Origin of the sequence: Saccharothrix syringae (genome assembly GCF_009498035.1) — a bacterium.
In the GTDB taxonomy this organism is placed as follows: domain Bacteria; phylum Actinomycetota; class Actinomycetes; order Mycobacteriales; family Pseudonocardiaceae; genus Actinosynnema; species Actinosynnema syringae.
Window position 1 is genome coordinate 6,698,300 of the sequence record NZ_CP034550.1, and the last position, 20,276, is coordinate 6,718,575.

At 71.5% G+C, this 20,276-nt stretch carries 17 protein-coding genes; 6 read left to right on the forward strand and 11 right to left on the reverse strand.

Features of this window, described 5'->3' with window-relative positions; genetic code table 11:
- Nucleotides 1-81: 81 nt before the first annotated feature.
- Nucleotides 82-933, reverse strand: a complete 852-nt coding sequence (locus tag EKG83_RS28600; RefSeq protein ID WP_033428826.1) for a helix-turn-helix transcriptional regulator — start codon at nucleotides 931-933, stop codon at nucleotides 82-84.
- An 85-nt stretch (nucleotides 934-1,018) separates the two neighbouring features.
- On the opposite strand from EKG83_RS28600, the gene EKG83_RS28605 reads away from it, so the two are divergent.
- Both EKG83_RS28605 and EKG83_RS49175 read left to right on the forward strand, forming a co-directional pair.
- Nucleotides 1,019-1,801, forward strand: a complete 783-nt coding sequence (locus tag EKG83_RS28605; protein WP_033428825.1) for an SDR family NAD(P)-dependent oxidoreductase — start codon at nucleotides 1,019-1,021, stop codon at nucleotides 1,799-1,801.
- 324 nt (nucleotides 1,802-2,125) lie between these two features.
- Nucleotides 2,126-3,376 carry a vanadium-dependent haloperoxidase gene (locus EKG83_RS49175; protein ID WP_033428824.1) on the forward strand — a complete coding sequence of 417 codons (1,251 nt, stop codon included), beginning with the start codon at nucleotides 2,126-2,128 and terminating at the stop codon, nucleotides 3,374-3,376.
- A gap of 159 nt (nucleotides 3,377-3,535) precedes the next feature.
- Here EKG83_RS49175 and EKG83_RS28615 read toward each other — a convergent pair whose 3' ends face one another.
- Complete coding sequence (locus EKG83_RS28615; protein WP_033428823.1) at nucleotides 3,536-4,381, reverse strand: enoyl-CoA hydratase/isomerase family protein; 846 nt, start codon at nucleotides 4,379-4,381, stop codon at nucleotides 3,536-3,538.
- A gap of 115 nt (nucleotides 4,382-4,496) precedes the next feature.
- Between EKG83_RS28615 and EKG83_RS28620 the strand changes: the two genes are divergently transcribed.
- Together EKG83_RS28620 and EKG83_RS28625 are read left to right on the forward strand one after the other, a co-directional pair.
- Complete coding sequence (locus EKG83_RS28620; RefSeq protein ID WP_051764759.1) at nucleotides 4,497-4,889, forward strand: winged helix-turn-helix transcriptional regulator; 393 nt, start codon at nucleotides 4,497-4,499, stop codon at nucleotides 4,887-4,889.
- A 160-nt stretch (nucleotides 4,890-5,049) separates the two neighbouring features.
- Nucleotides 5,050-5,346 (forward strand): hypothetical protein, encoded by a 297-nt coding sequence (locus EKG83_RS28625; protein WP_153278512.1) that lies wholly within the window; start codon nucleotides 5,050-5,052, stop codon nucleotides 5,344-5,346.
- Between the two features lie 90 nt (nucleotides 5,347-5,436).
- On the opposite strand, the gene EKG83_RS28630 is transcribed toward EKG83_RS28625, so the two are convergent.
- Complete coding sequence (locus EKG83_RS28630) at nucleotides 5,437-6,300, reverse strand: DUF4082 domain-containing protein (protein WP_084716087.1); 864 nt, start codon at nucleotides 6,298-6,300, stop codon at nucleotides 5,437-5,439.
- 265 nt (nucleotides 6,301-6,565) lie between these two features.
- Nucleotides 6,566-8,959, reverse strand: coding sequence for a DUF4082 domain-containing protein (locus EKG83_RS28635; RefSeq protein ID WP_228122250.1), 2,394 nt, complete (start codon nucleotides 8,957-8,959; stop codon nucleotides 6,566-6,568).
- Between the two features lie 624 nt (nucleotides 8,960-9,583).
- On the opposite strand from EKG83_RS28635, the gene EKG83_RS28640 reads away from it, so the two are divergent.
- Both EKG83_RS28640 and EKG83_RS28645 read left to right on the forward strand, forming a co-directional pair.
- Nucleotides 9,584-9,919 carry an ArsR/SmtB family transcription factor gene (locus EKG83_RS28640; RefSeq protein ID WP_033433857.1) on the forward strand — a complete coding sequence of 112 codons (336 nt, stop codon included), beginning with the start codon at nucleotides 9,584-9,586 and terminating at the stop codon, nucleotides 9,917-9,919.
- Complete coding sequence (locus EKG83_RS28645) at nucleotides 9,916-11,523, forward strand: SulP family inorganic anion transporter (RefSeq protein WP_033433856.1); 1,608 nt, start codon at nucleotides 9,916-9,918, stop codon at nucleotides 11,521-11,523. Before EKG83_RS28640 ends, EKG83_RS28645 begins: the two co-directional genes overlap by 4 nt.
- 66 nt (nucleotides 11,524-11,589) lie before the next feature.
- Here the strand turns inward: EKG83_RS28645 and EKG83_RS28650 are convergent, their stop codons facing one another.
- From EKG83_RS28650 to EKG83_RS28675, 7 genes are all read right to left on the reverse strand, one after another.
- The gene (locus EKG83_RS28650; RefSeq protein ID WP_033433855.1) at nucleotides 11,590-12,255 is read right to left on the reverse strand and encodes a lytic polysaccharide monooxygenase; all 666 of its coding nucleotides are present in this window, start codon (nucleotides 12,253-12,255) and stop codon (nucleotides 11,590-11,592) included.
- Nucleotides 12,256-12,535: 280 nt separating this feature from the next.
- On the reverse strand, nucleotides 12,536-12,667 hold the full coding sequence (locus EKG83_RS49180) for a hypothetical protein (RefSeq protein ID WP_265590291.1): 132 nt from the start codon (nucleotides 12,665-12,667) through the stop codon (nucleotides 12,536-12,538).
- Between the two features lie 228 nt (nucleotides 12,668-12,895).
- Nucleotides 12,896-15,190, reverse strand: coding sequence for a family 49 glycosyl hydrolase (locus EKG83_RS28655; protein ID WP_153278513.1), 2,295 nt, complete (start codon nucleotides 15,188-15,190; stop codon nucleotides 12,896-12,898).
- A gap of 53 nt (nucleotides 15,191-15,243) precedes the next feature.
- Nucleotides 15,244-16,971, reverse strand: a complete 1,728-nt coding sequence (locus EKG83_RS28660; protein WP_033433854.1) for a glycoside hydrolase family 13 protein — start codon at nucleotides 16,969-16,971, stop codon at nucleotides 15,244-15,246.
- 19 nt (nucleotides 16,972-16,990) lie between these two features.
- On the reverse strand, nucleotides 16,991-17,893 hold the full coding sequence (locus EKG83_RS28665; protein ID WP_084716906.1) for a carbohydrate ABC transporter permease: 903 nt from the start codon (nucleotides 17,891-17,893) through the stop codon (nucleotides 16,991-16,993).
- Entirely contained in the window at nucleotides 17,880-18,872 is a 993-nt protein-coding gene (locus EKG83_RS28670; RefSeq protein WP_033433853.1) for a carbohydrate ABC transporter permease, read from the reverse strand. The genes EKG83_RS28665 and EKG83_RS28670 overlap by 14 nt, the downstream gene beginning before the upstream one ends.
- A 23-nt stretch (nucleotides 18,873-18,895) precedes the next feature.
- Nucleotides 18,896-20,176 carry an ABC transporter substrate-binding protein gene (locus tag EKG83_RS28675; protein WP_033433852.1) on the reverse strand — a complete coding sequence of 427 codons (1,281 nt, stop codon included), beginning with the start codon at nucleotides 20,174-20,176 and terminating at the stop codon, nucleotides 18,896-18,898.
- Nucleotides 20,177-20,276 lie beyond the last annotated feature (100 nt).

A 20,276-nucleotide genomic window follows, 5' to 3' on the forward strand; every position in this document is an offset into this window, starting at 1 on the left:
GCCGCCCGCGCACGCGGGGTGCGGCAGGGCACTTCGAGCGGGCCGGGGGCGACGACCGGGTGGCGACCTCCGGCCGCGGCGCTACCGCCGGTAGTCGCCGGCCTCGGCGCCGAGCACGCCCAGCAGGGCGAGGGCCTCGGCGGCGGGGGAGTCCGGCGGCGCGCTGTAGAGCACGAGGTGCTGGTCCCGGTCGGTGAGCGCGAGCGCGTCGCAGTCGACCGTGACCTCCCCGACGACCGGGTGGCGGAAGGTCTTCGTCAGCACCGGCGGGGCCTGGACGTCGTGCCGGTCCCACAGCCGGGCGAAGTCGGGGCTCGCGTCGCGCAGCTCGGTGACGAGCCCGGTCACCGCGGGGTCGGACGGGTACCGGGCGAGGGTGGACCGGAGCTCCATCACGACGTGGTGCCGGAACTCCGCGACGTCGGAGAGCCCGTACAGCGGCGGCCCGCCGTCGGCCGGCTCCAGGAACGCCCGGCGCGCCAGGTTGCGCCCGTCCGGGGCGAGCCGGGCGAAGTCCTCCATCAGCGCGGCCGCGAGGTCGTTCCAGGCGAGCACCTCGAACGCGGCGGAGACCACGATGGCGGCCGTCTGCGGCAGCCTGCCCAGCAGCGCGAGGATGCTCGGGCGGACGTCGCGCCGGTGCAGCCCGGTGCGGCTCGGCGCGGTGCCCGCGAGGACGTGGAGGTGGTCGGACTCGGCGTCCGTGAGCCGCAGCGCGCCCGCGATCCCGGCGAGCACCTCGGCCGACGGTCGCGGCGCCCGGCCCTGTTCCAGCCGGACGTAGTACTCGGTGGAGATGTGCGCGAGCACCGCGACCTCCTCGCGGCGCAGGCCCGGTGTCCGGCGGCGCGGGCCGGTGGGCAGTCCGACGTCCTCCGGTCGGAGCCGCTCGCGGCGGCTGCGGAGGAACGCCCCGAGCTCCAGCTTGTCCATACCCCGAGTCTGCCCGTCGCGGGGCGGCGGAGCCTGGTACCACCTGTGCCTGCCTCCGGTCGGGGGGCGGCCCGAGGCTGGTGCCATGACGAACAACGGCAACACCGCACCCGTCGGCCTGCTCGCCGGCAAGGTCGTGCTCATCACCGGCGCCAGCCGCGGGATCGGCGCGGCGGCGGCCCGGCTCTTCGCGCGGGAGGGCGCGGCCGTCGTGCTCGCCGCCCGCGGCACCGACGCCCTGGAGCGGGTCGTCGCCGAGGTCCGCGCCGACGGCGGCGTCGCGGACGCCGTGACCACCGATCTCGCCGACCGCGCGAGCATCCGCGCCGCGGTCGACCGGGTCGAGCGGCTGCACGGCCGGCTCGACGGCGCGTTCAACAACGGCGCGGTGATCCAGCGGCCCGGCCCGCTCGACGGGACCAGCGACGAGGACGTCGAGCAGCAGTTCGAGGTGAACTTCCGGGCGCACTGGACCGCGATGACCGCCGAGGCCGCGCTGATGCGCCGGGGTGGCGGCGGGGCGATCGTGAACACCTCCAGCATCGGCAGCCGCCGCGCGAACCCGGAGCTGCCCGCGTACGGCGCGATGAAGCGGGCGCTCAACAGCATCACCGAGTCCGCCGCGGTGACCTGGGGACCGCAGGGGATCCGCGTGAACGGCATCACCCCCGGCGGCACCGCGACGGAGATGATCGACACGTGGGAGGCGCTGTCCCCCGGTGTCGTCGAGCACTACACCGCGCTGATCCCGCTGGGGCGCATGGCCGAGCCTCGCGAGGTGGCGGAGGCGGCCGCGTGGCTGCTCAGCGACCGGGCGTCGATGGTGACCGGCGCGATCGTGCCGGTCGACGGCGGCGCCGGGGCGTGAGTCGAGCGGTGCGCGGCGGCCGGGGCACCGGTGCCCCGGGGTCGACCCGGACGGCCCGATCTTGAGGGGTGAGCACCGGGGGTCGGGGGGCGTGCCCCCGGTGCCTGCCCGTTTATCGCCGCGCGCCCCCATCGCGAAACAGGATCACCCCGCGTTCACTCGTTCGTGCTACTTCGAGCGGACAGCGGCCCGGCCGATGATCCAACTGCCGCTCGACGGACCGGACGACCGTTGAACAGCACGAAGCCCTATTGCGCCGTCAAGACGCGGGGCGATACGTTCCGCAGTGGTGTCGATACGCCACGCCTATAACCGGAGTTGGCGATGGTCATGACCGTTCTCGCTGCTCTCGCGCTGACGGTGCCGCTCGCACTCGTGCCGCAGGGCGCCACCGATGCGAACGCGTCACCGAACGCGGTCGTCGTCTGGGACGTCAACGCGCAGACCGCCATCTGGGACGTCGCGCGGCAGTCGCCGCCACAGGTCGCCGGACGCGGTTTCGCGATGGTCAGCGGCGCGGTCTACGACGCGGTGAACGCGATCGCCGGCACGCCCTACGAGCCCTACCTCGGCGCACCGCGGGCCACCGGGCGCGAGTCGACCGACGCCGCCGTCGGCACCGCCGCCCACCGGGTGCTGGACGCCATCTTCCCGGCGCAGCGGGACAGGCTGCGCGCGCAGTACCGCGACTGGCTCGCCGCCATCCCGGACGGACCGGCGAAGCGCGGCGGCATCCGGGTCGGCGCGCAGGCCGCCACCGCGATGATCGCGGCACGGCGGGACGACGGCGCCTTCGACCCCCGGCCCTGGACCGTCGGCACCGGGCCGGGGCAGTACCGCCCCACCCCGCCGGACTTCGAGAACACGGGCGCCTGGGTCGGTTTCCTGAAGCCGTTCGCCATCCCGGACGCGACGATGTTCCGCACCCCCGGGCCGCCGGCGGTCACGAGCCGCGCGTACGCCCGCGACTTCGACGAGGTCAAGCGGCTGGGCTCGGCGACGAGCACCGCCCGCACGGCGGACCAGACCGAGGCGGCGCTGTGGTGGCACGACCGGCGCTCCGTCAGCTGGGGGATGAAGCGGGACCTCGCCGTCACCCAAGGGCTCAACACCCTGGAAACCGCGCGCCTCTACGCGCTGGCCGACCTCACCGGCGCGGACGGTGCGATCGCCTGCGCCAACGACAAGGAGTTCTGGCACTCCTGGCGGCCGATCACCGCCATCCGGTCCGCCGACACCGACGGCAACCCCGCCACCACGGCCGACCCCGGCTGGACGCCACTGGTGGTCACCCCGCCGAACCCCGACTACCCCTCCGGCCACACCTGCCGCACCGCCGCGCAGATGACGGCGTACGCGCACTTCTTCGGGCGGGACGACGTCCCCTTCAGCGCGTTCAGCCCCGACAGCGGCACCACGCGGCGCTTCGACAGCTTCTCGGAGGCGACCGCCGAGGTCGTCGAAGCCCGCATCTGGGCCGGCATCCACTTCCGCTCGGCGGACGTCGACGGCGTCGGGCTCGGCACGGCCGTCGGCAACCACATCACGAAGCACTACTTCCGGCCCCGTCGATGACCCGGTCGAGGACCACCGGCAGGCGGCGGGGTCGTTCGGCGACCACCGGGGTCCGGTTCACGACCGGCGTGGCCCTCCCCGGTTCCCGATGCCAGGTCGTGGGCTCTCGTGCCGCTCGCCGCCGCCGCGCAGGCCGCTCCCGGCCACAGCCCCGGCCCCCTACGCCTGCCGAGCCGCCACCGAGCGCAGCAGTCCCTCCAGGTCCCGCTCCCCCTCGACGGTCTGCGCGCCCCCGTGCGCCAGGGCGCCCGCCATCAGCCGCCGCGCGGCCGGGCGTTCCAGCAGCTCCGCCCATGCCTCGTGCTCGGTGCGGAAACCGGCGGCGTGGTCCCGCGGCGGCAGGGCGCGCTTGGCCGCCGCGACCACCCCGTCGGCCAGGGCGGCGATCCGGTGCGCGACCCGGTGCACGAACGCGTCGAGGTCGGCGGCCGGGACCGCGCGGTTGATCCACCCGTAGGCGGCGGCGGTGGTGGCGTCGACGCGGTCGCCGGTCAGGACGATTTCGAGGGCGCGGTTCCGGCCGACCCTCTCCAGCAGGTACTGGGTGGCGCCACCGCCGGGCGTGATCCCCATGAGGGCCTCGACCTGGCCCAGGCCGGCGGTCTCCGCGGCGGCGAAGGCCAGGTCCGCGGCCGCGACGAACTCCGCACCGCCGCCGCGCGCCGTCCCCGCGAGCTTGACGACGGTCACCTGGGGCTGGGTCCGGAGGAGTTCGCCGAGGGCCTGGAACGGGTTGAGCCCGGCCGGAGCCGAGGCGGCGAGTTCGGCGAACACGTCCGCCTGCTCCAGGATGTTCATGTCGACGTGCGCGATGAAGAACTCCGGGATGCCGCTCTGCACGACGATCACCTTCACCGCCGCCTCGGAGCGCAGGCCGGTGAGCAGGTCCCGCAGCTCGCGCATCATGACCGCGCTCAGCGCGTTCACGGGCGGGTTGTCCAGGGTGATGGTGAGGACGCCGCCGTCCAGGTCGGTGCGCAGCGTGGTGAACCCGTCGAGGGGCATGGTCCTGATCCGTTCGGAGTCGGGTCGGTATCTCTTGCGCACCCAGGATCACCGGCGGGCCTACCCTGATCAAGAACGCACTTTCCCATCACCAGGTATCCCCGAGGACACCGTCATGCCGACCCCCGCGCACAGCACCGACCCCATCGCCACCGATCCCGGGTTCGTCTTCACCCCCGACTGCCCCAGCCGGCCCGTCCTCGACCAGATCGCCGACAAGTGGTCCATGACGGTGATGGCCGTGCTGCTGCGCCCGACCCGCTTCAACGAGATCAAGCGGCGGCTCGACGGGGTGACCCAGCGCGTGCTGACCCAGACGCTGCGCCGGCTCGAACGCAACGGGATGGTCCGGCGGACGGTGCTCCCGACGTCACCCGTGGGTGTGGAGTACTCGCTGACCCCGCTCGGCGAGTCACTGCGCGAACCATTCCTGAACCTCTACGCCTGGACCGTCGAGCACGGTGCGCACATCCGCGCCAGCCAGGCCGAGTTCGACGCGCGCCCGTAGTCCACCCGCCCGTGATCGCGAAAAGGGCCATCGCCCGCCGGCGGGCGGCCCCCTTCCTCGTTGGAGTGGCGGTCCAGGGGAATCCCGCGCCAGCGCCGAACGACCTCGTCGGCGAGTTCGCGCGTGAGCCGTCCGACCACTGGGAGCCCCAGGAGTGGCGGTGGCTGTGGCCTGCGCGTACGACGACCTCCGCCCGTGGCTGGCACGGCTCGACGGGCCGGCGGCCGAGGTGGGGGTCGTGCACCTGGCGCTGCGCTGGACCGCGGACCTGTTGCGGGAGGACCACGACTGGTTCACGTGGTGGTCCACCGACGACCCCGTGACGCCCGTGCGGGAGTGGGTCGACGGGGTCAGGCCGCAGCCCTGGTTCCACCCCGGCGCCGACCGGGACCGCCGGCGGCGGATGGGGTTGCCGGGCGACTACGGCCGGCTGACACCGAGCACGCCCGACTCGTAGCCCTCCCGCCGCCGCGGCTCGTCCATGCCCCGACTTCGAGGCTCGACACGCAAGCGGATTGAATCCCGAGAGTTTTCGGCGGTGGGCGGGTCAGCCGGCGAACATCGGCACGATGCCGTAGCTGCTGTTGTGCCACGACTCGGTCGGGAACCCGTCGTCGTAGCTGTAGACACCCGCCGAGACCGGGAGCCGGAACGGGGCGAACACCACTTCGCCGCTGAACTGCCACTCGGTCGACCGGTAGGGCAGGCCCCCGGTGGAGTACGACACGACGTAGCGCTCACCGGCGGCGACCTGCGTGTTCTGCGGCAGCGAGATCCGATAGCCGTACGTCGGGACGCCGGTCACGTCGGCGAGCACGCCACCCGTCGAGTCCCACAGCCGCACGCGGACCGGCGTCGGCGGATTGCCGGGCCGGGTGACTTCCACGCCGATGATCTGCCCGGGCCGGTCCACCCGGAAGGCCAGGCCCAGTTCGACCGGCCGGGGGTCGGTGTCCACGGTCGGGTACACGTCGGCGATGAAAGGCCGGCACCCGAGGATCACGCCGCAGCTGTCGGGCCTCGTGGTCGACGGTCCGCCCACGTGCACGACGACGGCCCGCGGTTCCCCGACGCGCCTGTCCTCGTGCGCACGCACGAGGATGGTGAGATCGCCTTCGACGGTGGGTGTGTAGAAGTACTGCCAGTTTTCCGAGGTGGGCGGCAGGTCCAGGTAGTCCCAGGTCTCGCCACCGTCGAACGAGATCTCCCCCCACTCCCAGTGGCTGGCCTCCCCGTAGTGCGACGAGCCGCTGATCTGCAGCGGGACGCCCACCTCCACGTGCGAGCCCGGGGTGGGGGTGAGGAACACCTGGACGGCCGGGCCGTAGTCGGCCACGGCGGTGCCCGGCAGGACGGCCGCCCCTCCCGCGGCGAGCAACGCCGCCACCAGGACACGTGCGGATCGGAACATTTCAATCCCCTCTCCAGCAGAGGCGAACACCGGTGTGATCGCCTGTCACCGCTTCCCCGCTACGCCACCGCCGCGAATTGCCGCACCCGCCCGCGCCACGTCCGCCAACAGCCCACCGCCCCTGCGCCACTCGGCCGGCAGGCGGTCGATCGACCCCGTACTCCGGTGCGCGTGGTGCGGGTGGTGCGGGTGCCACCGATCCCGACGGGTCGACCCGGTGGCGCCCGCACCGCCCGTCAACCGCCGGCGGGTCGAGCCGCGCGGCTCAGCCGCTCGCCGTGGGGGCCCACACCACATCCACCCAGTAGTAGGCGTCCTCGGCGCTCCGGTCGGGGAACCCGGCGCCGTAGCGGTACAGCCCGTTGGGGCCGTCGACGCTGCTGGGCAGCGCGTTGAGCGGTTCGAGGTAGGTCCGCTGGCGGCTGTAGTGGCTGAAGTACTCGATGTTGGTGGAGTAGCGGCCGGTGGGGGTCAGGTAGGACACGACGTAGGTGGTGTTCGCCGCGACCGCCACCGGGGTCGCGAACAGCAGGGTCTGCCAGCCGCTCGCGGTCTCGTTGGTGAACGTGCCGGTGGCCAGGCGCTGACCGGTCGGGGTCCACAGGCTGCCGGTGTGCCTGCCGGTGTTGCCGGGGCTCTTGTAGAACCGCACGCCGCGCACGTAGCCGCTCCGGTCGGCCCGCCACTTGACGCCCAGCTCCAGCGCGGAGCCGTCGGAGAGTTCGAGTTCCGCGGGCCGGTCGTCGTTGGTCCACATGCCGCACGGGCAGGTCCGCGCCGACGTGGTGGGCGTGGCCGTGACGGGTGCGGAGAGGTTGAGCGAGTCGTCGACCGCGCGCACGCGCAGGCTCGCCGGGCCGGACCTGGCCGGGGTGTAGGTGTAGCTCCACGTGCCGCGCCCCGGCTGCCACACCGCCGGGTGCCAGTACTGGTCGTCGGTGGAGACCTCGACGCCGGCGACCTGGCCGGCGGCGTCGGTGACCGTGCCGGAGAAGGTGTAGGCGGTGCCGACGGTGGAGGTGACGGGCACGGTGGTGAGCGCCACGACGGGCGGCGCGGTGTCGGTGCTCGCGGTGGCCGCCCTGAGGTTGGCCTGGAGCGTGGCGGGCTGCACGCCCATGTCGGCCAGGAAGTTGACGGTGGCCTGCTGCAACCGCACGTCGGACGTCGGCGTGTTGGTCAGGTAGGCGTGCTCGTCGTCCACGCCCCACGCCCACTGGACCGTGCCCGCGCCGAACACCAGCGCCCCGTTGGAGTGCCGGTAGTAGGTGACCGAGTGGGTCGCCGTACCCGAGACGTAGAGGTCACCGTGGTTCTTCAGCAGGTACGGGCCGTTCAGGGCCACGGTCGTCGACGACAGCTTCACCACGCCGTCGGGCTGGAAGCCGTTGTCCGGCACCGCGTTCCACTCGTAGCCCAGCGTGCCGGGCTGGAAGGTGTAGGTGCTGCCGGCGGCCAGGTTCTGCAGGTCGGTGTTCCGCCACAGCCGCATCTTGCCGTACGCGGCGGGCACCTGGAGGCTGTCGTCGCGGCGGCCGTTGACCATGAAGATGTTGCCCAGCAGGGCGTTCTCCGGACGGCCACCGTCCTGCGGCGGGCTGTAGCGCGGGTCGCGCCAGGTGCCGGTCCAGTCGTCCAGGCCGTCGCTCTGGGTGCCCTTGGTCTCCTTGTAGCAGGCCACCGTGCGCCAGTCGGTGCGGGAGGAGTCGATGGACTTCTCCCAGCGGGTCTTCCAGAAGATCTCGTTGCCGGTCAGGAACGCCAGGTGCACGCCCGCGTTCCGGGCGGCCTCGACGTTGGCGCGCTGCTCGTTCGACCAGTACTCGTCGTGACCGACGGCCATGAACACCTTGTGGTTCTTGATCAACTGGCCGCGGCGGGCCGAGTCCACGTCGGTGGTGTAGCTCAGGTCGTAACCGTTGCGCTCCAGGAACCTCAACATCGGGTACTCGGCGTTGAAGATGAAGTTCTCGTCGCCGTCGCCGCCCGTGTAGGGCCGGTTGTAGCTGACCTTGTACGCCTGACCGCCCTGACCGGGGCCGTCACCGAAGTACAGGCTGTTGCCGCCGTACCGGTTGTACGCCGCCCAGGTCGAGTCGGAGGTCTGGAACAGGATCTTCGACGTGCTGGTGTCGTCGCGGACGATGAACACGATCTCGTTCTCGGCGCCGTTGTCGTTGCGGTGCAGCCGCGCGTAGTAGATGCCCGACACCGCGTCGACCGGCACGGTCCAGCTGACCGACACCGCCCAGTTGCCGCAGTCGATCAGCGCGCTGCCGTCCGTGCCGCGCAGGCACGCCGGCTGGGTCGAGCTGCCACTGCGCGAGGTCGAGCCGATCAGCCGCGCCCCCGCTCCCCCGTACCAGCCGAGCCGGTAGACGTCCACGCGGTAGGCCGACGCGCTGGTCTTCACCTTGAAGTCGACCCGGCTGCCGGGGGTCGCGCTGATGTCCGTGGTGAAGCCGACGATGGACGGGTCGCGGTAGTTCACCTGCCAGTCGGCCGCACCGGTCCTGGTGTTCTCGCACGCCACCTTGTTGACCACCGGCGCGTCGCACACCGCCGCCGCGGCGGGCTGCGCGTGGACGGGCCTCGGCCGGACGTCGCCGACCACCACGACGGATGCGGCCGCCAGGACCAGCACCACGAGGGCGCGCACCGGCAACCCCCGGGATCTGAGCGGTCTCTTTTGTTGCAACGACACGACTCCCCCTCGAAGAATAAGCCCCCGAAATACCGACGGATGCGCGACACGTGCGTCACCGAACGACAGCGGTGTCGCTGACCGGAAAATTACGCCCGGGCAATCTATCAGGGCAGTTCCGAACTGAGACAACGTCCTCACTCGTTCGGCCGCCTCCACTGCCGTGCAATGACCGCACATCGGCACCGGCAATCGACCTTACGGACGCAGCCGGGCAGCCCTGGGGCACTCCGGAATTCGGCTGCCCGAAATAGGCCCACCGGCCGAACGACGTCCGTTCCGCCCGGCTGCCCGACCCCTCGAATGCGGAATTGCCCCATTCGGGCGCCCGACCCACGCGGAGGGTGAACAGGTCGGCGCGGACGACCGCGGTGCGGTCGAATTGCGCCTGTACGGCCGGACCCTGCGACAGCGAGTACCGCCGGGCCAGCGCGGCGAGGCGGCGCGGGGGTGCGGGTGGTCACCGCGCGAGGACGTCGAGAGCGCCGCCGGCACCAGGGGCGTGACACCGCGTCCGGTGGAATTGCCGTGTTGTAGAGTTGAAGAACTTTTCAACTCCACACCCCGCAGGAGCCCGTCGTGCCCCTCCCGCTGCACCAGGCCAAGGCGGAGTTCTTCCGGATGCTCGGGCACCCGGTGCGCATCCGGGTGCTCGAACTGCTCCAGGACGGCCCCAAGCCGGTGCGCGACCTGCTGGCCGACATCGGCGTCGAGGCGTCGAGCCTGTCGGCCCAGCTCGCGGTGCTGCGCCGCTCGGGGATCGTCACGGCGACCCGGGACGGCACGACCGTGGTGTACGCGCTGACCAGTGACGAGGTGGCCGAGCTGCTGCGCGTGGCGCGGAAGGTCCTCACCGGCCTGCTGGCCGGGCAGAACGAGCTGCTGGCGATGCTGCGCGAGGAGGAGCGGGCGTGACGACGTTCCTGCCCGTCAGGGCGGACTGGGCCGGTGCGACCCGCCGCGACCTGCTCGCCGGGGTGACGGTGGCCGTCGTGGCGCTGCCGCTGGCCCTCGGGTTCGGCGTCGCCTCCGGGCTCGGCGCGGCCTCCGGCCTGGTCACCGCCGTCGTGGCCGGTGCGCTGGCGGCGGTGTTCGGCGGCTCCAGCCTCCAGGTGTCCGGGCCCACCGGCGCGATGACGGTGGTGCTGGTGCCGATCGTCGCGCGCTACGGCGTGGACGGCGTGCTCACCGTCGGCCTGCTCGCGGGGGTGCTGCTGGTGCTGCTCGCGGTCGCGCGGGCGGGCCGCTACATGCGGTACGTGCCCGTGCCGGTGGTGGAGGGGTTCACCATCGGCATCGCGGCGGTGATCGCGTTGCAGCAGGTGCCCGCCGCCCTGGGGGTGCCCGCGCCGGGTGAGGACCACGTGGTGCTCGCCGCCGTCGCGGCGGTCGCCGACTTCGTGGCCGCGCCGCGCTGGGAGGCCGTCGCCCTGGCCGGCGGGGTCGCCCTGGTGATGCTGGTCGGCGCCCGGTGGCGGCCCGGTGTGCCGTTCTCGCTGCCCGCCGTCGTCGTGGCGACCCTGGTGGCGCAGTGGGCGGCGCTGCCGGTGGCCCGCATCGGTGAGCTGCCCGCCTCGCTGCCGACGCCCTCCCTGGCGTTCCTGGACCCGGGGACGCTGTGGTCGCTGCTGCCCTCGGCGGTGGCCGTGGCCGCGCTCGCCGCCCTGGAGAGCCTGCTGTCGGCCGCGGTCGCCGACGGGATGAGCGTCGGCCGGCGCCACGACCCGGACCGGGAGCTGTTCGGCCAGGGCGTGGCCAACCTGGTGGCGCCGCTGTTCGGCGGCGTGCCCGCCACCGCGGCCATCGCGCGCACGGCGGTCAACGTCCGCTCCGGCGCGACCTCGCGGCTGGCCGCCCTCACCCACGCCGCGGTGCTGCTGCTGATCGTCCTGGTGGCCGCGCCGTGGGTGGCCGGGGTCCCGCTGGCGGTGCTCGCGGGCGTGCTGCTGGCCACGGCGGTCCGGATGGTCGAGGCCGGCTCGGTGCGCGCCCTGGCCCGGGCGGGGCGCCCCGACGCCGCGGTGCTCGCGCTGACGGCCGTGGCGACGCTCGCGCTGGACCTCGTCACCGCCGTCATCGCGGGCCTGGTGCTGGCGGGGGTGTTCGCCCTGCGCGCGGTGTCGCGGACCGCGCGGCTGGAGGAGGTGCCGCTGGAGCCGGGTGACCACCGCGAGGAGGAGCGGGCGCTGCTCGACCGGCACATCGTCGCCTACCGCCTCGACGGCCCGCTGCTGTTCGCCGCCGCCCACCGCTTCCTGCTGGAGCTGACCGCGATCGCCCCGGTCGAGGTGGTGATCCTGCGGATGTCCCGGGTGTCCGCCGTGGACGCCACCGGCGCGCAGGTGCTGCGCGACGCCGTGCGCCGGCTGGAGCACCGCGGTGTCACCGTCCTGGTCTCCGGCGTGCGCGACGAGCACCGACGGGCGCTGGACACCCTCGACCTGCGCGTGTTCGACCACACGCCCGACGCCATCGACCACGCGCGGGCCATCCTGCGGGAGCGCGACCTCCTGCCCTGACGGTCCCGGTGCCCCAGTCGACGGCGGCACCGTCCCGCTCACCGCGGGACGGTGCCGTTGCCGAGGTCAGCCGAAGTCGATGTCACTGCACAGGAAGTACTTCTGGTCCATGTGCGACGCCTTCCAGATCGTGACGAGGACGTGGCGTCCGCGGTAGCCGGAGGTGGTCACGTCGGTCTTGTACTCGAACTGGGAGCCGTACCGGCCGGTCTGCTTGACGAGGTCGAGGTCGTCCCAGCCGATCACCGAGCTGGTGGGGTCGAAGCCCTGCTCGGTGATGTAGATCTTCAGGTAGTCGGCGCCGTGCCGGGCCACGTCCTGCACCGTGACGGGGAAGCTGCCGCCGACCCTGGTGGTCTTCCACGGGCCGGGGTTGTCCATCGGCGCGTAGCGCCCGCCCTCCGCGCGACCGGCGCTGCAGATCTGCCCGTCGGGGACGGCGCTCTCGATGTTCTCGCCCAGGTTGTTGGCGTAGAGGGCGTTCCAGTTCCACATGGCGTCGGGGCTCTGGTGCCAGGCCAGGTAGCACATGAAGTCCTGCTCCTGCATGCCCGGCGCGTCGGGGCCGGTCCAGCGGGTGGCGCAGCCGTAGTTGCGGGTGGGCGGGTCGACGACGGTGCCGTGGGCTAAGGCGCGGGTCGGCTGGAAGGCCAGTGCCGAGGCGATGAGGGGCAGCAGCAGCGCGAGGTGCAGGGCGGTCCGGCGCCGGGCTGCGGGTGATGCGGTGTGCATGCGTGTCCTCCGTGGGTGAAGTGGTGTCGGCGGCAGGGGTGACGGCCGTCTGGGGTGGTGTTCGGGGCGGTGGCGTCGTCGGAGGTCGACGACGCCACCGCTTCCACGCGAGCGGGACCAGCCGGCCGCCACCGAGCGGTCCCGCCCACCCCCGCGCGGTCGGGGCCGCGCGGAGGCGTCTTGGGGGGTGGTGTGGCCCGCGTTCCGGTACGGATGTCCTCCCGGGGGTGGCCGGGCAGCGGCCCCGCGTCGTTGCGGGGCCGCCACCCCCTGCCTGGCGTCAGTCGCCCAGGCGCTTGGTGCCGTACCGGGAGGTCCGGCTCGCGGGCGGCGAGGACGCGATGACATCCGCGGGCAGCGCGGGATCGGTGATTCCGGCGGCGGACCACGCCGCCTTGACCGATTTCTTCACGGGTGTGCCTCCGTCGGGATCGGGAGGAAGCACCGGGGGAATGCGTCCCGCCGGGCCGGAACACCGTGGCGGCGGCTTCTTCAGATTAGTGAGACGAGGTTTTTACTGTCAACGACCGATTTTCATCACGGAATTCCCGCGCGCGAGAATTCCCGCGGCCGTGTTTCCACCGCGTTCTGCCCGTTCACGGGGGAACGCTGGTCGGTGGTGGCAGGCCGGGAATTCCGGTCAGCCGGTGGGGGCCCACTTCTGGCTGTTCCACGTGCCGCAGTCCCACAGGTGCAGGCGGGCGCCGTCGGCCGTGCTCTGGCCTTCGACGTCCAGGCAGCGGCCGGACTTGAGGTTCTTCAGGGTGCCGTTGGCCTGGAAGGCCCACTTCTGGCTGTCCCAGGTGCCGCAGTCCCACAGGTGGGCCTTGGTGCCGTTGGCGGTGGCGCCGCCTTCGACGTCCAGGCACTTGCCGCCGGACTTGAGCTGCTGCCCGTCGAGGGCCCAGGTCATGGCGGGCGCGTCGGCGCAGGTCCACTGCTGGACGGCGGTGCCGTTCGCGGTGCCGCCGCCCGCGCGGTCGACGCACTTGGCGGTCGCGCCGTTGACGATCCGGCCGCCGGTGACCGGGTCGGGGTTGCCGCCGCCGGGACCCCAGGCGTTCCAGTTGTCCCAGGTCTCGGCGTCGAAGCCGATCCGACCGAGCTGGTCCGCGGCCCAGTTGGTGCCGGACTTGTCGATGACCGTGCCGCCGACGGTGTAGTTCTCCAGCTTCAGGCCGCGGCTGTCGCGGGTCTCGTTGCCGAGGGTGACCTTCTGCCCGCCGCTGTTGCTGTACCGCTTGAGGAGGTTGACCTGCGAGGACGCGTCGAGCTGGTTCCAGGCGTCGATCCTGAGGTTCTTGACGTGGATGTTCTCGGTGCTGGACAGCGCGAAGACGCGGATCGCGCAGTTGGTCGTGCCCTCGACGGTGATGTTCTCGAAGGTCATGTTCCTCACCCACGCGGCGGGGTCGGCCTTGGTGGTCGAGCCCATGTCCTCCCAGTGCGAGGAGGAGTTGAGGACGCAGGTGTTGTACTTGACGTCCTTCCAGTACATCCGGTTGTGGATGACGTGGGTGTTGTTCACGCGCACGTTGTCGATGTCGCGCGGGGTCCAGCCCCACTGGATGACGGGCCCGTTCTCGTTCTTCCAGATCACGGTGTTGTCGATGGTGACGTCGCTGTGGTACATCTTCAGCACGTCGTCGTTGGCGTTGAAGAACGTGTTCCGCATGGTGCTGCCGCGGTAGAGCTCGATGCCGTCGGTCTGCCAGTACCAGGAGCCGACCTGCTTGTAGTTCTCGACCCGCATGCCGAAGGTCTGCTCGTCGCCGTAGACGACGAACGAGTGGTACGGCGGCTCGTTGATGGTCACGCCCTGCAGGTCCAGGTGCTGCTGCCGGCCCTGCGCCGAGGCGAACTGGAGCATCTTCACGCAGGTGGAGTGGCAGTTGGACGCGCCGGAGAGGTGGTCGTAGTTGTTGGCGGTGTCCGCCTCGTAGACGTACTGCTCACCGGAGAGCACGCCGTAGCCGGTGACCTTGTAGAGGCCCTGGCTGTCGTCGGGGAAGCGGAGGGCGCCCTTCACGTAGGCGCCGGGCGCCAGGTAGACCCACTTGACCTGCTTGGGCAGCAGCGCGTGGTACTTCGAGGTCATGTAGTAGGTGCCGGGCCGGAAGTACACGATCTCCTCGCTGATCGTGTTCAGGTTGGTGACCTGCCCCTGCGGCGGGTAGTAGGTGCTGCCCGAGGACGGCGTGGGGACCAGCCGGTCCCGCTCCGCCCCGGTGGGCGCCGGTTCGGCGAAGATCATCATGGAGTTGCGCGGCTCGGTGTGGACGGCGCGGTTGCCGTTGCCCGACGACGTGGTGAGCTTGCCGGCGTCGGTGGCCGGGCCCGACATGTCGTTGTACGCCGTGTAGAGCTGCGGGTCGAACTCGACCGAGAAGCGGTAGCCCGCCGCGCTGTAGGGCACCTTGATGCGGACGGTGTCGCCGTCGACGAGCTGCTTGGCGAAGTCCAGGCCGCTGGGCTTGATCCTGACCTGGTCGGCCGAGGAGACGCTCTGGCCGGTGCGCAGCGAGACGTCGACCCACACGTCGGTGGCGTACTGGAAGGACGACCAGCTCATCGTCAGGTTCGCCGACGACGAGAACTCCGCGCCGTCCTCCTCGGTGTAGCCGATCTTCCCCTTGCCGCCGCGCGCGATGCTCATGTACGCGAACGAGTCGTACCTGGTCGCCGGCGCCGCGGCGGTGGCGACCTGGACGTCGTAGAACGACGAGCGCCTGACCTTGTCGTTCGCCACCGGGCTGGTGGTGTTGAACTCGTGGTTGTCGTGCCACCACGTCTTGAGCTGATCGCTGTCGGCGGTGGAGACGGCGGCGGCCCGGGCCGGGGGCGTCCCCACCGCGGCCGGCGCGACGACGCCGACCAGGGCGAGGGCGAGACCGGCGGCGAGTGCCGCGAGCCTGCTGGTTCTTGCTGCGGGCATGGCGAAATCCTCTTCTCGTCATTGGGAAGGGTTTGCGTCGTACTGCTGCGGCCTCACTTCAGGAAGACGTGTGCCGACCACGGTTCCAGGGAGATCCGGCCGTTCACGACCGGCGGCTCGCCGACGTTGGACAGCAGCAGGTCGGCGGCCGACCAGTCACCGTCCAGGGCGGCGATTTGCGGTGTGCCGCCGAGGTTGGCCACGACGAGCAGCCGGTCGTCGTCCAGGGTGCGTTCGTAGGCGTAGAGGTAGGGCTCGTCGGCCAGGAGCATCCGGAAGTCGCCGCGGGCGATCACGGGGAGCGCGTGGCGCAGCTCGATGAGCCGTCGGTAGTGGTTGAAGACGGAGTTCGGGTCGTCGTACTGGGCCTGGGCGTTGAGCCAGGTGTGGTTGGGGTTGACCGCGATCCACGGTCGGCCGGTGGTGAACCCGGCGTTGGGGCTCGCGTCCCACTGCACGGGGGTGCGGGCGTTGTCGCGGCCCATCGCGCGCAGGCCGCGCAGCACCGATTCGGGTTCGTTGCCGGCGGCGACGGCCTCGGCGTAGTGGTTGAGCGACTCGATGTCGCGCATCTCGTGCACGCCGGCGAACGGGGCGTTGGTCATGCCCAGCTCTTCGCCCTGGTAGACGTACGGCGTGCCGCGGTGCAGGTGCAGCACCGTCGCCAGCGCGGTGGCGGACTCGCGCCAGTACCTGCCGTCGTCGCCGAACCGGGAGACCACCCGGGGCTGGTCGTGGTTGTTCCAGTACAGGCTGTTCCAGCCCACCTCGCCCAGCCCGGTCTGCCACCGGCCCAGCGACGCCTTGAGGTCGCGCAGGTCGAGCGGGCGCGGGTCGAACTTGCCGCCGGGGCCGTGGTCGAGCGAGACGTGCTCGAACTGGAACACCATGTCCAGCTCCCGCCGGCGCGGGTCGGTGAACAGCCGGGCGTCCTCCCAGGTGACACCGGGCATCTCCCCCACGGTCAGCAGCTCGCCCGACCGGCCCTCGAACACCTCGCGGTGCATCTCCCGGAGGAACTCGTGGATGCGCGGCCCGGTGCCGTAGTGCGGGAACCCGTCACCGAGGCCGCCGGTGCCGGTGGTGGCGCCGTCGGGCAGGGCGGGGTCCTTGGAGATCAGGTTGATGACGTCCATCCGGAAGCCGTCCACGCCCCGGTCCAGCCACCACCGCATCATCTCGTACACGGCGTGGCGGACCTCGGGGTTCTCCCAGTTCAGGTCCGGCTGCTTGGGGGCGAACAGGTGCAGGTAGTACTCGCCGGTGGTCTCGTCGAGGGTCCAGGTGGGGCCGGAGAAGAACGACTCCCAGTTGGTGGGCTCCGCACCGGGCCGCCCGGCCTCGAACCCCTCGCGCGGCGGGCGCCACCAGTACCAGTCCCGCTTGGGGTTGTGCCTGGACGACCGCGACTCGACGAACCAGGGGTGCTCGTCGGAGGTGTGGTTGACCACCAGGTCCATCACCAGCTTCATGCCGCGGGCGTGGGTCTCGGCGAGCAGGCGGTCGAAGTCCTCCAGGGTGCCGAACGCGGGGTCGATGGCCCGGTAGTCGGAGATGTCGTAGCCGTTGTCGGCGTGCGGGGAGGCGTAGACGGGCGACAGCCAGATCACGTCGACGCCCAACCGCTCCAGGTGGTCCAGCCGAGACGTGATGCCGTTGAGGTCGCCGACGCCGTCACCGTTGGAGTCGGCGAAGCTGCGCGGGTAGATCTGGTAGACCACGGCGGAGGTCCACCAGGGGGCGGTGTCCACGGTGGTGGTCGCCGTCTGCTCGAGAGTCATGGATGTCCTTCGTGGGGTGTTATTTGACCGCGCCGAGGTTCACGCCGCGCATGAGCGTGCGCTGGAAGAGCAGGAAGAACAGCAGGGCCGGCAGGATGCCCGCCAGCGACGCGGCGGCCAGCGCCGTGGGGTCGCTGGTGTACTGGCCGCTCAACGCGCCCAGCGCGACCGACACGGTCTGGTTGTCCGCCGAGGGCAGCAGCACCAGGGGCAGGAAGAAGTCGTTCCAGGTCCAGATGAAGAAGAACGTCATCAGCACCGCCATCGTCGGCCTGGTCAGCGGCAGGACGACGAGCCGGAGCACCTGGAAGCGGGTGGCGCCGTCGAGCCGGGCGGCCTCCAGCACCTCCGGCGGGAAGGTGCCCAGCACCGAGGACAGCATGTAGGTGCCGAACGCGCTCTGGAGCACGGACAGGATGATCACGACGCCCGTCGTGGTGTCGTAGAGGCCGAGGTCGCGGGTGAGCACGAACAGCGGGTACACCAGCGCTTCCTGCGGGATGGTGAACGCGAGCATGAACAGCGCGAGGATCCACACCCGGCCGCGGATGCGGCCGATGCCGATGGCGAACGCCGACAGCAGGCTCAGCGCCACCGCGATCACGGCCACGCTGCCGCTGATCACCACGCTGTTGAGCAGCTTGCGGTTGAAGTCGACGCCGCCCCAGAAGTCGACCAGGGCGGAGAAGTCCAGCTCGGTGGGCAGCGAGACCGGCCCGTTGGCGATGTAGTCGGGCGCGGGCTTGAACGCGTTGACGACCGCGATCCAGAACGGGAACAGCATCAGCAGGCCGACGCCGGCGACCAGGGCGAGCACCAGCCAGCCGCTGACGCCGCGCTTGCGGCGCTTCACCCGGCGCGCGGGGGGCGCGGGAGGTGTCGCCGGGTTCACGACCGCCTTCTCCAGGCTATCCACGGCCATCTTCGAACCCTTCGGAGTTGCGGGTCTGGTAGCGCAGCAGCGCGACCGCGACGACCGAGATCATCAGCGCCAGCACGGACGCCACCGCGGCGCCGTAGCCGACCTTGTTGGTGGTGAAGAAGTTGGCGAACGAGAAGTACGCGGGCACGATCGTGCTGGTGCCGGGCCCGCCTCGGGTGAGCACGAAGATCGGCGCGAACACCTTCAGCGCCGCCACCGAGGTGGTGATCAGCACGACCGCGATCTCCGGCCGGAGCTGGTTGAGCGTGATGGCGCGGAACTGCTGGAGCCAGGTCGCGCCGTCGAGCTCGGCGGCCTCGTACAGGGCCGGGTCGACCCGGGAGAGCCCGGCCATGAACACCACCACGGTGTAGCCGACCTGGAGCCAGACCAGCACGTTCATCACCGCGTAGACGGCCAGGTCGGAGTCGCCGAGCCAGTTCTGCGCCAGGCCGCCGAGCCCGAGGTCGCGCAGGGTGGTGTTGATGATCCCGTACTGCGGTTGGTACATCCACTTCCACAGCACGCCCGCCACCGCGATGGGCAGGATCTGCGGCAGGTAGTAGGTGGCGCGCAGGACACTGGCGACCTTGGTGCCGAACTTCGGGGAGATGTAGTTGAACAGCACCGCCGCGACCACCACCCCGATGGCGGTCGGGAGGATCGCCATGGCCACGATGAACGCCACGCTGTGCCGGAACGAGGCCCAGAACAGCGGGTCGCCCAGCAGCCGCCGGTAGTTGTCGAACCCGATGAACACCGGGTCGCCCACGCCCCGGAAGGAGGTGAGGCTGTACCAGAGGTTCATCCCGAAGGGCACGGCGACGACGGCGAGGAACCCGATCGCGCCGGGCAGGACGTACCACCAGTAGCCGGCCCGGCGTTCGGACGTGCCCTCGCGCGCCCGGCGTGGCGCGGTGGTGCGCATGGCCGTGCCCGCTGAGGCGGTGCGCGACGGGGCTGTGTCTGTCGAGGACATGGCGATCCTTTCGGCCCGGCCGGTCAGGCGGACGGCTTGCCGGCGTCGTAGGCGGCCTTGATCGCCTCCACCACCTGCCGCGGGCTCGCGTCACCGCCGACGAGGTCGGTGGTGTTGGCCAGCAGCACGTCGTTCAGCCCGGCCACCGGCCAGTCGGGGTACCAGGCCAGGCCGCCCCCGTCGCCGGAGAGCAGCTCGGTGAAGCGGTCGCCGACCAGCAGGCCCATCGCCGAGCTCGCCGAGCCTGGCTCGGCCGCGACCGGCACGCCGCCCTTCTTGGCCAGGGAGTTCTGCACCTCGGGTCGCTGGGTGATCTCCAGGAAGTCGTAGGCGAGGTCCTTGTTCTTCGCCTTGGCGGGCACCACCCACAGGTTGCCGCCGGAGCCGGGGTGCAGCTCGTTGCCGGGGAACAGGAACTGCCCGACCTGGAACGTGGGCTGCTCGGCGATCTGCCCGGACCACCAGGTGCCGGAGACGAACATCGGGTACTGGCCGGCGATGAACGCGTTGCCCGCGTCCTGGGCGGGGATGCCGGTGGAGTCGGTGCTGATGTACTTGCGCTCCACCCACTCGCGCATCGTCGTGGCGGCCTTCTCCCACGCCGACCAGTCCGGCTCGCCCTCGAACCGCTGGTAGGCGGCCAGGGACCGCTGGTCCATGTGCGCCAGGGCCAGGGTGTAGAGCAGGTGCGGGCCGGGGTAGTCGGCCGAACCGAGCGCCAGCGGCGTGATGCCCTTGTCGGCGAAGGTCTTCAGCGCGCCCTCGAACTCGGCCGGGGTGGTCGGCACCGGGACGTTGTTCCGGGCGAACAGGTCCTGGTTGTACCAGACGCCGACGTACTCGCCGTAGTTCGTGATCCCGTACCGCTTGCCCGACCCCATCAGCCCGTTGTCGTCGTAGAGGCCGACGTCCTGGGCGGTGTTGTCGAGCTTCCAGCCGCGGGTCTCGGCGACGTCGGTCAGGTCGGTGAGCAGGCCGGCCTCGGCCACGACGCCGGCGGTGGCGTTGCCCTTGAGGTACTCCAGCACGTCGGGGGTGTCGTCGGAGTCGAGGATGAGCCGGCCCGACTGCTGCACCTGCTCGTAGGTCTTGAGCTCCTGCTCGACCGTGACGCCGGGGTGCTCCCTCTCGAAGATCGAGACGGCCTCCTTCCAGGCGGCCGACAGCGCGCTGTCGTCGGTCTCCCACCACCACACCTTGAGCGTGTCGGGGTCCCCCGAGTCACCTCCGCTCGAACACCCGGTCGTCACCAGCGCCAAGGCGGCGGCCACCGCGGTGGCCAGCCGTAGGGGGTGCTTGCGCATGTCGGTCCTCCAGAGTCGCGACGGCGGCGTCGCCTACCGAGGTTTTCTTTGTCGCAACATTAAGGGTGACGTGACTGTAACGCGTCAACCCGCAGCTAGT